At 70.8% G+C, this 12800-nt stretch carries 13 protein-coding genes; 1 reads left to right on the plus strand and 12 read right to left on the minus strand.

Annotated features, from left to right (window positions below):
• Positions 1 to 128 precede the first annotated feature (128 nt).
• The 12 genes from IEY63_RS06665 to IEY63_RS22155 all read right to left on the minus strand — a co-directional run bounded on the left by IEY63_RS06665 (position 129) and on the right by IEY63_RS22155 (position 10438).
• Positions 129 to 800, minus strand: a complete 672-nt coding sequence (locus IEY63_RS06665) for a hypothetical protein (RefSeq protein ID WP_189068223.1) — start codon at positions 798 to 800, stop codon at positions 129 to 131.
• Between the two features lie 24 nt (positions 801 to 824).
• Positions 825 to 1403 (minus strand): hypothetical protein, encoded by a 579-nt coding sequence (locus IEY63_RS06670; RefSeq protein WP_189068224.1) that lies wholly within the window; start codon positions 1401 to 1403, stop codon positions 825 to 827.
• Positions 1400 to 2293, minus strand: coding sequence for a CapA family protein (locus tag IEY63_RS06675; protein WP_189068225.1), 894 nt, complete (start codon positions 2291 to 2293; stop codon positions 1400 to 1402). The genes IEY63_RS06670 and IEY63_RS06675 overlap by 4 nt, the downstream gene beginning before the upstream one ends.
• A complete protein-coding gene (locus tag IEY63_RS06680) occupies positions 2290 to 4335 on the minus strand; it encodes a DUF3160 domain-containing protein (protein ID WP_189068226.1) in 2046 nt (681 codons plus the stop codon). Before IEY63_RS06680 ends, IEY63_RS06675 begins: the two co-directional genes overlap by 4 nt.
• 32 nt (positions 4336 to 4367) lie before the next feature.
• Positions 4368 to 5837, minus strand: coding sequence for a UDP-N-acetylmuramoyl-L-alanyl-D-glutamate--2,6-diaminopimelate ligase (locus tag IEY63_RS06685; RefSeq protein WP_189068227.1), 1470 nt, complete (start codon positions 5835 to 5837; stop codon positions 4368 to 4370).
• Between the two features lie 32 nt (positions 5838 to 5869).
• A complete protein-coding gene (locus IEY63_RS06690) occupies positions 5870 to 6508 on the minus strand; it encodes a hypothetical protein (RefSeq protein ID WP_189068228.1) in 639 nt (212 codons plus the stop codon).
• A gap of 70 nt (positions 6509 to 6578) precedes the next feature.
• A complete protein-coding gene (locus IEY63_RS06695) occupies positions 6579 to 7202 on the minus strand; it encodes a deoxynucleoside kinase (protein ID WP_189068229.1) in 624 nt (207 codons plus the stop codon).
• Positions 7202 to 7813 carry a deoxynucleoside kinase gene (locus IEY63_RS06700; protein ID WP_189068230.1) on the minus strand — a complete coding sequence of 204 codons (612 nt, stop codon included), beginning with the start codon at positions 7811 to 7813 and terminating at the stop codon, positions 7202 to 7204. The genes IEY63_RS06695 and IEY63_RS06700 overlap by 1 nt, the downstream gene beginning before the upstream one ends.
• Before the next feature lie 94 nt (positions 7814 to 7907).
• Positions 7908 to 8081: a type II toxin-antitoxin system antitoxin gene (locus tag IEY63_RS06705; RefSeq protein WP_189068231.1), complete on the minus strand. Its 174-nt coding sequence runs from the start codon at positions 8079 to 8081 to the stop codon at positions 7908 to 7910.
• 4 nt (positions 8082 to 8085) lie between these two features.
• Positions 8086 to 8997, minus strand: coding sequence for an SPFH domain-containing protein (locus tag IEY63_RS06710; RefSeq protein WP_189068232.1), 912 nt, complete (start codon positions 8995 to 8997; stop codon positions 8086 to 8088).
• Between the two features lie 152 nt (positions 8998 to 9149).
• Positions 9150 to 10250 (minus strand): S1C family serine protease, encoded by a 1101-nt coding sequence (locus IEY63_RS06715; protein ID WP_229784535.1) that lies wholly within the window; start codon positions 10248 to 10250, stop codon positions 9150 to 9152.
• Positions 10247 to 10438, minus strand: coding sequence for an FmdB family zinc ribbon protein (locus tag IEY63_RS22155; RefSeq protein ID WP_229784536.1), 192 nt, complete (start codon positions 10436 to 10438; stop codon positions 10247 to 10249). Before IEY63_RS22155 ends, IEY63_RS06715 begins: the two co-directional genes overlap by 4 nt.
• A gap of 491 nt (positions 10439 to 10929) precedes the next feature.
• Here IEY63_RS22155 and glmS point away from each other — a divergent pair, with 491 nt between their 5' ends.
• Positions 10930 to 12750, plus strand: coding sequence for a glutamine--fructose-6-phosphate transaminase (isomerizing) (glmS, locus tag IEY63_RS06720; protein ID WP_189068234.1), 1821 nt, complete (start codon positions 10930 to 10932; stop codon positions 12748 to 12750).
• Positions 12751 to 12800 lie beyond the last annotated feature (50 nt).

Below are 12800 nucleotides of genomic sequence, written 5' to 3' on the forward strand. Positions count from 1 at the left end.
GCTGGGTGTGGTGGGGGCTGAGCTGGGGGTACCTGCGGGCATGGTCGCCTCCTTTCCCTGCGTGGGTCGTGGTGAGTCTGACCTGCGGGTGTGGGTGCGGGCATCCGCGCAGTGGCGTAGGCCAGTGCCTACTCCAGCGGGCCCGGGTCGAATCGGATGTGGTCGGGGATCAGCTGCCTGCCCTGCGCGCGGTACGTCAGGACGAGCCGGCCGGTGAACGCCCAGGCGCGCTGCACCTCGACCAGGGCGGTCAGGTGGCCGTCCTGCACCGTCCAGCGCACCTGATGGCCGATGCGGGCGGGTTCGGTGTGGGGAACGCCGGGGAGCGCGGGGAGTTTCACGCTGCGGTCCGGCAGGGTCAGGCTGTGCGTGCTGAGGCGGACGTGGGCGCGCAGGTAGGGCACGGGCGGCGTGACCGGCCACTCGCGCAGGTCGGGCAGGCTCAGCACGTGGGCGTCGAACACGGCCACGCCGGTGCCCTCGTCGGTCATTAGGGTCACGAGAACTTCTGGGTGTCGGTCGCCGCTGAGGTCCGTGACGGTCAGGCCGGGCCAGAAGGTGGGGTTGCTGATGCTCCGCCATGCCGGGAAGGTGCGCGTGACCGGTCCGGCGGTGACGCGCAGCCCCTGGAAATCCTGGGTGGTCACGGCGCTCAGGGTGCGCAGGGTCACGTCCGGGCTCACGTGCCGCGCGATGACCGTTCCGGCAGGCTTGCCGCCCGTGGGCGTGGGGACGGGCACCTGGGCGGCCTGCGCGGGCAGCAGGAGCAGGGTGGCGAGCAGCGGACAGCAGCGGCGCATGCCTCATCATGCCGGGTCCGCGGCTCAGCGGACGGCGGCGCGGCCCTGCGCGTCGGGCTGCACGGTGCGGGCGGTGGTGGGCACGCGGCGGTCGAGGCGGAAGCCGAAGCCGGTCCAGTGCCACAGGCTCAGGGCGTGGGCGGGCGCGCCGGGGGTGGCGTACGTGGTTTCCAGCGTGGCGAGCGTGCGGCCGGGCAGCACGGTCAGCGCCGTGACCGGCTGGAACAGGGCGCTGCCCACCCAGACCTCCCGGTACCGGCCGCCGCCCAGGGGGCGCAGCACGGCCACGTGGCTGCTGCGGCCGCGCGCGTCGCGGTTGCCCTGGATGGGCGTGGGGCGCGCGTTCCACTGGGCGGTGCGCCAGTCCCGCCAGGGGCGCCACACGGCCAGCACGCACTCGGGGGTGCCGTCGCCGGTCACGTCCGCCAGGACGCTGCTGCGCACCTGCCAGGTCGGGGGCAGGCTCAGGGCGGGGCAGGGGGGCGGGGCGTGCAGGGCGGGGCTGGGCGTCCACGCGCCCGCCGGGGTGAGGCTGCGCCAGGGCAGGGCGCCGCCGCCCGCCAGAGCGCCGCCCAGCAGGAACGGCACGATCAGGCGTTTCACGGGGCCTCCGGGCAGGCGGGGAGGCCCAGGCGGGCCAGTGCCTGGGATCGCAGGGGGCCCGTCGCCGGGGTCACGTGGCCCGCGCGGGTGCGGGTGGGGGCCGCGCAGGCGCCCGCCATGTCCGGCAGGGGCACGCGCACCACCGCGCCCAGCTGCGCCGCCGGGAACGGCTGGTCGAACAGCAGGTTCCCCAGGCTGTACAGCACCAGGGCCGGGCCGCGCGGGCCTGCCAGGACCTCGTGGCCCTGGAGGACGTGCGGGCCACTCCCGGCGATCACGGTGGCTCCGGCCACCACCAGGGCGCGGGCCTGGGTGCGCTGCCGGGCGGTGGTCAGGCCGTACTCCTCGCCCCAGTGGGCCAGGATGATCACGGCGTCCGCCTGCCGCGCCGCTGCGCGCACCACGGCCAGGGGAAGGGGCGTGCGGCCGTCGTCCAGCCACGCGAGCAGCGCGACCCGGATGCCCCGGACCTCGGTGAAGCTGGATGAGGCCGTGACGGGTGTGAGGCCCGCGCGGGTCAGCGCCGCCTGCGACTGAGCCTGGCCACGTGTGCCGGCGTCCAGGCTGTGGTTGTTCACCACGCCCAGGTGCGTCAGGGAGGACAGGGCGGCCACCGCGCGGGTCGGGGCGCGCAGGTCGATGCCCGCCGTGACGCGCGGCGCGTCCGTCAGGGGCGATTCCAGGTTGGCCACGGCGAGGTCCGCGCGCAGCAGAGGCGCCAGGGCTCGCAGGGTGGCGGGCCAGTCGGCCGCGTGTGCCTGCGCCACGCCCCGGGCGAGACTCAGGTCGCCGCCCAGCGCCAGGGTCACGGGACCCCGGTGCACGGGGGCCTCCCGCCCGCCCGAGGTGAGCAGCAGGCCCGCCAGCAGGGCGCCCAGGGTCTGCCTCACTTCACCAGCACGCCGTCCAGCCAGGGGTGCGCGGGCGGCAGTTTCCCCTGGCGCAGCTGCGCGCGCCACGCCTCGTCCGTCAGGCGGCCCGGGGCCGGCACCGTGAACTCGTACTGCGAGTACACGCCGCCCCGCGCGACCTGCAGGCCGCCGCGGCCGTCGGGCACGACCGCGTACAGCTCGTGAATGAAGCCCGTGCCCTCCTCCAGCGCCACGAGGGTGCCGGTGGTGTCAACGGCCGTGGCGACGTCCGCGACGACGGCGGCCATGGCGTCCTCGTCGAACTGGCTGGGGTTCTCGCCGTTCTCGGGGTCGGCGCTGGCCATCTTTATCTGCTCCAGCCACCCGCCGAAGTAGTGGATCTGATCGTATTCCTCGGGGGTCAGGGGCGTCCCGGCCAGTTCCTTGGTGGTGGCGCGGCTCAGGAGGCTCAGCATGTCGCGCAGCGAGTCGAGGTTCGTAGCGGTGCGCTCGGACAGCACCCCCTGGTCCTTCAGGCCACGGCGGGTCAGGGCCTCCAGCGTCTGAAGGCGCGCCCAGAGGGCCGGGTTGGTTTCCACGTACCCGCGTGGCGCCTGCGGTTCCTCCCCGCCGCCCAGTTCGGCCATGGTCTGCTTGGCGTACAGGATGGTGTCGTGGCGCAGTTCCGTCCAGGAGCCCAGTGCGGTGAGCATCTCCTTGCGGGTCCAGGCGGGCGTGCGCATGAACGCCGGGTAGCGCGCGTCGCGCGGGTCGGGTTTCGCGAGGGCCTGCAGGGCGTACAGCCAGCCGGAGTAGACGTTCGCGGTCCAGTCGGCGGGTTTCAGCGCGGCGAAGTTCGTGCGGAGTCTGCCCATGTTCGTCTCGTAGTTCGCGTACCGGCCCTGCCCGCTGCGGCGCAGTTCGTTCAGGGCAGCGTCACTGCCCAGCACGGCCAGCAGGTCCAGGCCGCTGGGCAGCAGGCGCGGCTGCTGGTCGGTGCCGACCTCGCGGTGCACGAGGCGCTGGAAGGCCGCGCCGTCCAGCGTAAAGCGCTGCCCCATCAGGCGGAAACCCAGGGTCTGCGCCTCACGCGCCTCGCGGCCCTCACCGGGCTGGGCGACGACCACGGCGCTGTTCACCTGCGGGGGCGGCAGGCGGCGCAGCTGGGCCTGGAAGGCCTTCAGGGTGGCCGGGTCCGCCAGGCGGCGCACCTGCCCGCCCGCCGCGACCTTCAGCGCGTCCGCGTACTGCCGGTAGTTCAGGTCGTCGCTGCGCCCGACCAGCAGCGCGGTCGGGTCGTACACGCGCGCCCACAGCTTCTGCGCCTCGGCGTTCGCGCCCATCAGCGAGGTCAGCAGGCCCGCCACGCGCGTCTCGCTGTCCTTGTCCACGCGCAGGTTCATGCGGCCCAGCCACATCATGGTCCGGAAGTAGCGTCTCAGCGCCTCACTCTTTGTGTAGTGCCCGCGCGGCACGTACTGCGAGTAGTCCTCCATCAGCTCGGTGCTGCTGAAGATGGGGGACGCAGCGATGCCCTGGTGCGCGTCGATCAGTTTCAGTTCCGCCGCCACCAGACCCGCCACCTCGGCGGGTGGCTTCACGACCGGGTCGGCGAGTGTCTGCGCGACGGCCAGGTACGCCAGCGCCCGCCGCGCGTCGGCTTCCAGCGGCGTGCCCTTCAGCGCTGCGAGCTGCCGCCGCGAGTCCGCGACCAGCAGCGCGGTCAGGCGGCGCGCGGCGGGCGCCAGGGACTCGCGTTCCAGGTCGCGCAGCAGCTTGTCGAAGATCAGGTGGTACACGTGCAGCGTGGCGTCCGACGTGACGAACACCGGCTGGTTCGCGTAGCGGGTCGCCTCGTACACCGCGTCGAACTGCCGCCACGGCGCGGGCGTGATCACGAACCCGTTGCGGGACAGCGCTGAGCGCTGCGCGGCGTTCAGCGCATGCAGGTCCAGCTCGGCGCTCCCGGTCACCAGCGGGGACTTCAGGGAGCTCAGGTTCACGGGCAGCGAGTACGGCGTGGGGGCGGCCAGGGCGTGGCCCAGCAGGGCCAGGGTCAGGACGCAGAGGGACGGGCGCATGTTGCCGTGATACCACGCCGCTGCCCGCCCGGTCAGCTCAGGTGCAGCGCGTCCAGCGCCTCCTGCGTCTCATTCCAGGGGAGCGTTTCCAGGGCGCGTTCCAGGGTGTCCTCGGGGCCCTTCCCGGCCAGCAGGACCGTGTCGCCCGGCTGCGCCAAGGCAATGGCGGCGCGGATGGCGGCCCGGCGGTCGGGCACCAGCTCATAGTTGGTGCGTCCGGCCTCGCGGGCGCCGCGTGCCATCTCGCGGAGGATGTCCGCCAGCGGGGTGTCGCGGCAGTCCTCCTCGGTGAAGACCGCGTGGTCGGCGAGGCGGGTGGCGACCTCGCCCAGCGGGGCGCGTTTGCCCGGATCGCGCGGCCCGCCCGCCGAGCCGAGCACCACGATCAGGCGGCCGGTGGTGGTGGTCCGCAGGGTGCCCAGCGCCTTTTCGAGGCTTGGGGGCGTGTGCGCGAAGTCCACCACGACGCGGCGTCCGCGGGTGTCCGGCACGAGTTCCATGCGGCCCGGCACGCCCCGGAACGACGCGAGGCCCGACACCAGCGCCTCCCAGCCCGCCCCCAGGTGCGCGGCGGCGGCCATGGCCGCCAGGGCGTTGGCCACGTTGAAGCGCCCGATCATCGGGAGGTGCGCGTCGAATTCGCCCAGTGGGCTGACCACGTGGAAGTGCAGGCCCGTGCTGCGCTCCTCGATGCTCCCCGCGCGCCAGTCGGCGTGCTGGCCCTCGGCGGAATAGGTCGTCTCGGCGGGGGCCACGCCGCGCAGCTGCGCGGTCCAGGGGTCGTCCACGTTCAGGACCGCGAACGGCGCGGCCTCCACCAGCCGGCGCTTGTCCGCGAAGTAATTCTCCAGCGTGCCGTGGAAGTCCAGGTGTTCGCTGCTCAGGTGCGTCCAGACGGCCACGTCCCACGCCACGCTCCGCACGCGGTCCAGTGCCAGGGCGTGACTGCTGGCCTCCAGCACCGCCGCGTCCGCGCCGGCCTGCACCATCTCGGCCAGGGTGGCCTGCACCTGCGGCGCCTCGGGCGTCGTAAAGTGCGCCGGGAAGTGCCGCAGTTCTCCGTCCGGCAGTTCGTAGCCCACCGTGCTGAGCAGGCCGGTGCGCTGCCCGGCGGCGCGCAGCAGGTGCCGCGCCAGCCAGCTGGTCGTGGTCTTCCCATCCGTGCCCGTCACGCCCACCACCCGCAGCTGGCGGCTGGGGTGCCCGGCCAGCGCGGCCGCCGCATCCGCCAGGGCCGCGCGGGCATTCGGGACGCGCAGGTACGGCAGCGGACTGGTCACCCCGTCCGGCAGGCCCTCGCCGATCACGGCCACGGCGCCCGCCGCCGCCACCTTCGCCAGGAAGCTGTGCCCGTCGAACCGCGCGCCGCGGATCGCCACGAACGCGAAGTCCGGCTGCACCCAGTCGGCGTTGTGCGTGACGCCCGAGACCTCCGGATTCAGGTCCGGGCCAATGGGCGTCAGGTGGGCATTCAGGTGGTCGGCCAGCTCGGCAAGGCGCATGCGGGGATCATAGCGGCCCCCCGCCGGGCCCTTCAGCGCTGCCGGGTGTACAGACCGCCGAAGGTGACGTTCAGGCCGCCGCACGCGCCGTTGTCCTGCGCGACCAGCCACGGCCCGACCGGCCACAGGCTCAGCGTGCAGCCGTCCACCGCGTACCGCCACGCGTCACCCTGGCGGGCCACCGGACCGCCCAGTTCACCGGTGTTCACGCTGCCGCCCGCGGTGGGGGCCGTGGCGTTGCCGCTCACGGTCCACGCTCCGGCGGCCGTTTTCGTGACGTTCAGCTGAGCGCGCTCGGCCGCCCAGGTGCCGCTCAGGGCGGGGCTGGTGGGCAGGTTCCGCATCAGCATGGTGTTCAGGTAACCGCCCACCCCGGTGGGCGCGCCGCCCTTCACGAAGTAGCTGCAGCGTCGCCCGTTCACGGCGGGGCCCTGAAGCAGCAGGTCATCCTTGACCACGTACGCCCGGCCGGGTTTGCCGGTCACGTCGGTGAACACGGCTCGGCTGACCGTCACGCGCGCGGCGCGCAGGTCCGCCGGGTTCAGGGTGCGCCACTCGGGGCAGCCCATCAGCAGGTCGGGGGTGGGGGCCGTCTGGGCGTGGCCAGCACTGCTCAGGGCAGCGCCGATGACAAGGGCCAGGAACGCGGGGGCACGCAGGGGAAGGCACATGCGGGCAGGCTAACGAGTGGCCGCGCCGCGCGCTGCCTCATCTGACCGGGCGCCGATCTGGCGCGGGAGTTCAGCGCAGCAGCGGCAGGCCGTAACCGTTGGCCTGCACGCGCTGGCACACCCACTCGAAGGCCTGCGGGTCCGCCACGAAGTCCAGCTGATCGCCGGGCACCCGTACCACCGGGCAGGCATCGAAGCCTGCGACCCAGCTGTCGTACAGGCGGTTCAGGCCGCCCAGGTACGCGTCGGGGATGTCCTGCTCGTACGCGCGGCCCCGCTGCGCGATGCGTTTTTTCAGGGTGGGCAGGCTCGCGTCAATGTGGATCAGCAGGTCCGGGACGCGCAGGGCGGGCAGCACGCCCTCGTACAGGCTGCAGTACGTGGCCCAGTCGCGCGCTTCCATCTGGCCGCTCTCGTAGAGGTTCCGGGCGAAGATGTTGGCGTCCTCGAACACCGTGCGGTCCTGAATGACGTAGCGCGCGCCGGTCACGAGATTCAGGTGCTGCTCCAGCCGCCGCGACAGGAAGTAGACCTGCGAGTGGAAGGAGTAGCGGCGCATGTCCTGGTAAAAGTCCTCCAGGTACGGGTTGTCCGCGTAGGGTTCGTACACGGGGCGCAGGCTGTAGCGCCCGGCGAGCATGCGCGTCAGGGTGCTCTTGCCGCTGCCGATGTTCCCGGAGATCGCGAGGTACATCAGTCGGCAGCCTGACCGGCGCGCAGGGCCTCGTCCACGCGGCTGAGGATCTGCTGCTCGTGCTCGGCGTTGTTCACGAAGTCGATACCGGCGGCGTCAATGATCAGGTGCGGGTGCGGGTACGTGCGGAAGTACTCGTCGTAGCGCTGCGTGAGGTCCGCGAGGTACGCGGCCTGCATGTCCTGCTCGAAGGGCCGCCCGCGCAGCGCGATGCGGCGCAGCAGTTCATCCGTGTCGGCGCGCAGGTACACCACGAGGTCCGGGGTGGGCAGGCGCGGGGACAGGTGCGAGTACAGGTCCTCGTACAGCGCGAACTCCGCGTCGCGCAGGTTCATGGACGCGAAGATGAAGTCCTTGTCGAACAGGTAGTCGCTGACGACGCTGCCCGCGTACAGGCCCGGCTGCCACAGCGCCGAGAGCTGCTTGAAGCGCGACAGCAGGAAGAACGCCTGCACCTGAAAGGCGTAGGCGTCCGGCTGGCGGTAGAAGTTCGCCAGGAAGGGATTTTCCTCGACGATCTCCAGGTTCAGTTCGGCGCCGTGCCGCGCGGCGAGGCGCCGGGCGAGGCTTGTTTTCCCGACCCCGATGGGCCCTTCGACGACAACGTACATGACAGCCCTGAGCATAGCGCCCCCCGCGAGTCTCAAGGGTGGATGAACGCCTTGACACCCGCGGGGGGGAGGGGAACGGGGTCAGGGAGAGCCGCTACTCGCCGTCCTCTTTCTTCTTGTCTTTCAGCCGTCCGGCTTCCTTCGCGGCGCGGGTCAGGAGGTACTCGATCTGGGCGTTCACGCTGCGCAGGTCGTCCGCGGCCCAGCGTTCCAGCGCGGCGTACAGCTCCGGGCTGATGCGCAGGGGGAAGTTCTTGCGCGGGGCCATACGGTCAGTACAGGCTGCCGGCGTTCACGACCGGCTGCGTGCCGCGCTCGCTGGTCAGGACGACCAGTAGGTTGCTGACCATCTGCGCCTTGCGTTCCTCGTCCAGCTGCACGATGCCCTGCTCGCTCAGTTCCCGCAGGGCCATCTCGACCATGCCCACGGCGCCCTGCACGATCTGCGACCGGGCGGCGATGATCGCGCTGGCCTGCTGGCGCTGCAGCATCGCCCCGGCAATCTCGGGGGAGTACGCCAGGTGCGACAGGCGCGCCTCAAGGACCTCCACGCCCGCATGCTGGAGGCGGGCGGCGAGTTCGCGGCCCAGCGCCTCGGCGACCTCGTCGGCGTTGCCGCGCAGGCTCATGCCGTGGCCGTCGTACTCGTCGTAGGGGTACTGGCTGGCCAGGTGGCGCAGCGCCGTCTCACTCTGGATGGCCACGAACTCGGCGTAGTCCTCGACGTCGAACACGGCGCGGGCGGTATCCACGACCCGCCAGACGATCACGGCGGCAATCTCGATGGGGCTGCCGGCCGCGTCGTTCACCTTCAGGCGCTCACTGTTGAAGTTCCGGATGCGCAGGCTGACGCTCTTGCGGACGGTCAGCGGGTTGGTCCAGTACAGTCCGTTGCGGCGCTCGGTGCCCACGTACCGGCCGAACAGCGTGAGGTTGGTTGCCTGGTTGGGCTGCACGATGAAAAAGCCGATCAGGATGAACAGGAGGATCAGGCCCAGCCCGAAGGCGACCGCGATCTGCCCGCTGAGCAGGAGCGCGCCGGCCCCGATGACGCCCAGCAGCCACGCCAGGAAGACGGGCACGCCGGGCAGACCGAAGGCGGGGCGTTCGGTACTGGCGACGCCGCTGCGGGTGGAGACGCCGCCCTGCGGGGCGGGGGTGGGAGCCTGCTGCAGTTCACTCATATGGATACCTCCGGGTGATCTTGAATGCCTATCAAAGTGATATCACTTTTGATGGCACATTGCATGAGGTTCGCGGCCCCCCGGCGCGCCCATCACCAGAAAAGAGGTGGACCCGGAGCCCCGCTCCCGTCCACCCCGCTTCCCGCAGCCCCTTATTGCAGGGTGCGTTTGAGCAGCGTGACCTTGACCTGCACGCGCTTCTTGTTGCGCCACACATCCAGCGTGACCGTCTGCCCCGGGCGCTTGGCGGCCACCAGGCGCGTCACGTCGAACGCGTCGCGCACGCCCTGACCGTCCACCGCCACGATGATGTCGCCCAGCGGCGCGAGCAGCTGATCCTTGCTGTTGCGCAGGCTGCCGCGCAGGCCCGCGCGGGCCGCGGCGCTGCCTGCCGGCACCTGATCCACCAGCGCGCCCTGGTTGCTGCTCAGGCCCGCCAGCTGCCGCAGCGCCGGGTCCAGGCTGTCCAGGTCCACCAGGGTCGCGCCCAGCGTCCCGCGCTGCGGCACCCCGATCTTTTCCAGGTCCTCCAGGCTCTGCTTGACCAGGTCGCCCGGCAGGGCCAGCCCGATGATGCCGGGAATCAGGCTGTTCGGCGCGGCACTCGCGTCTGACACGGCCACCACCAGCCCGCGCGAGTCCAGCACCGGGCCGCCGCTGTTGCCCTGCTGGATGCTGGCGGTCGTGGCGACGTACTGCCCGACCTCGCTGGCGAAGCCGTCCGTGCGGGGAATGTCGCGGGCGCTGACGGCCACGCTGAACACACCGGTCGCCACGAAGTTCGGGATGCGCAGCGGCGTGCCGATGGTCAGCAGTTTCTGCCCCGGGATCAGCCGGGCGCTCGACCCGAAGGCCAGCGTGGCGGGCGCCGTGACGCCGGTCACGCGCAGAATCGCAATGTCAATGCCGGGGTCCACGCCCTCCAGGCGGGCCGTGACGCGCCGCCCGTTGAACAGCGTGACCGTGATCGACTCCTGGAACTGCACCACGTGGTAGTTCGTGACGATCAGGTCCTTCTTGTAGAAGAACCCGGTGCCCGTCTCGATGGGATCGTCCCCGGGTTGCAGCTGCTCGCGTTGCAGGCGCGTGTCCACCCGCACGACGGCCTGAAGGGCCTTCTGCGTGACCTCGACAGTGTTGATCTCGTCAGGGGTGACCAGGGTGCGCTCGGCGGTGACGCGCCCGGTCAGGTACGCGCCGCCGAGCCCGGCGCACAGCAGCAGCGTGAGCCCCAGCGCGCGCGGGAACTTCACTCGCTGCTCTTGGGTCGGGAATCGTTGGCGTAGAATCCGCTGCCCTTGAACGCAATGCCGGGCCGCGCCAGCACGCGTTTGACCGGCACGCCGGTCTGGGGGTGCGTGGTGAAGGGTTCGTCGCGCATGCTCTGCTGCAACTCGTAGATTTCGCCAGTTTCCAGGTTCTTGTACAGGTAGGTGGGCATGGATCTCGACCTCGCGTGAAACGCCCGCGCGTGGAGCTTGGGGCGCGGCGCTCATCCTAGCAACTGGTGTCCGGGACAGGTGTAAGGTCGCTGAGGCGTTTCCTTAAGTGTGGCGGGTCTGCCGTCCCCGCACGCGCCATGAGTGGCGTACTCATGTGAGGCCGCGCGCGGGTGCTATGCTGCCCGCGTGGGCCGACTTGGTGTCCGGCTCACACCAAACAGGGCAGCGCAAGGCCCCACCCACACGTGGTGGGGAGACGAGGTGGAAGTCAGCGAGTTTCTGCGGATGCTTCCAGGCCAGCATGCAGGGCCTACCCGACGCCGGACCACCGGCGTGAATCCCGGCCATAACCCCCGTGGCAACACGGCCATAAAGCCCGGAACACATGCACCCAATTCACAGACACCAGCGACAGGAACGCAGCGCAGGCGCGGCGGGAACTCACAGTTTCCCAGGCCGCGATCCCTGGCGCGTCCCTGCAAGGAGCACCATGTGCGGCATCGTTGGATACATCGGCCCCCGGCAAGCGCAGGACGTTCTCATCTCCGGCCTCTCCAAGCTGGAATACCGCGGCTACGACAGTGCGGGTATCGCCGTTCATGACGGCGCGCAAATCGAGGTGAAGAAGAAGGCCGGGAAACTCGCCAACCTCGGCACCCTCCTCGAGGGCCAGCCCATGAGCGGCTCGCTGGGCATTGGGCACACCCGCTGGGCCACGCACGGCCTGCCGAACGACACGAACGCCCACCCGCACGCCACCGAGGACGGGCGCATCGTGATCATCCACAACGGCATCATCGAGAACTACCTGCCCCTCAAAGAAGGCCTGATGAGCCGCGGGCACGAGTTCAAGAGCGAAACCGACAGCGAGGTCCTGGCCCACCTGATCGAGGAAGCGTACAGCGGCAACCTCGAAGAGGCCGTCCGCGCGGCCCTGAGTCAGGTGCGCGGCGCGTACGGCATTGTCGTCACGCACGTCGACCACCGCGAGATCGTCGCGGCCCGCACCGTCAGCCCCCTCGTAATGGGCGTCGGCGAGGGCGAGATGTTCCTGGCCAGCGACGTGCCCGCCCTGCTGGCCTACACCCGCAACATGGTCTTCCTGCACGACGGCGACATGGTCGTCCTGAACGACGACGGGTACCGCGTCATGGACCTCGCGGGCACCCCCCAGAAGCGCGCCATCGAGTACATCGAGTGGGACGCCGAGGCCGCCGAGAAGGGCGGGTACGACACGTACATGCTCAAGGAGATCTACGAGCAGCCCCAGGCCCTCACGAACACCCTGATCGGCCGCCTGCATGACGAGACCGGCGAGGTGAACCTCGACATCAACCTCGACCCCGGCAGCTTCAAGCGCATCAGCGTCATCGCCTGCGGCACCGCGTACTACGCCGGACTGGTCGGCGAGTACCTCATCGAGCAGCTCGCCCGCATCCCCGTGGAAGTCGACGTGGCCAGCGAGTACCGCTACCGCGACCCCCTCGTCAGCGAGCACACCCTGGCCATCGTCGTCTCCCAGAGCGGCGAGACCATCGACACGCTCGAAGCGCTGCGCGAGGCGAAGAAGTTCGGCGCGAAGACCCTCGGCGTGATCAACGCCAAAGGCTCCTCCATGACCCGCGAACTGGACGACACGCTATACATCCACGCCGGACCCGAGATCGGCGTGGCCAGCACCAAGGCGTACACGAGCATGGTCAGTGCGTTCCTGATGCTCGCCCTGTGGCTCGGCCGCGCCCGCGGCACGCTCAGCGCCGAGCAGGGCGCCGACCTCCTGCACGCCGCGCGCGAACTGCCCCGCCTCGTCGAGGACGCCCTGAGCCCCGAACGCGTGCAGCGCATCAAGGAAGTCGCCGAGAAGTACGCCATGGCCCGCGACTACCTGTTCCTCGGGCGCGGCGTGAACAGCCCCACCGCGTACGAAGGCGCGCTGAAACTCAAGGAGATCAGCTACATCCACGCCGAAGCGTACGCCGCGGGCGAGATGAAGCACGGCCCCATCGCCCTGATCGACGAGCACCTCCCCGTCGCCGTGATCGCCACCGAAAGCCGCCTGCTGGAAAAGACCATCAGCAACGTGCAGGAAGTCCGCGCCCGCGCCGGGAAGGTCATCCTGTTCCTCAGTGACGGCGACACCGAGAACGCCCGCCACGGCGACGACGTCATCTACGTCCCCCGCGCGCACGAGATGGTCAGCCCCGTCGTGAACGCCATCGCCATGCAGCTCCTGGCGTACTTCACGGCCACCGCGCTGGGCAAGGACGTGGACAAACCCCGCAACCTCGCCAAGAGCGTCACGGTCGAGTAACACCAGCCCAGGGGAAGGGGCCGCAGCCAGTTGCGCTGCGGCCCCCCTTT

It is taken from the genome of Deinococcus radiotolerans (genome assembly GCF_014647435.1).
Taxonomy (GTDB): domain Bacteria; phylum Deinococcota; class Deinococci; order Deinococcales; family Deinococcaceae; genus Deinococcus; species Deinococcus radiotolerans.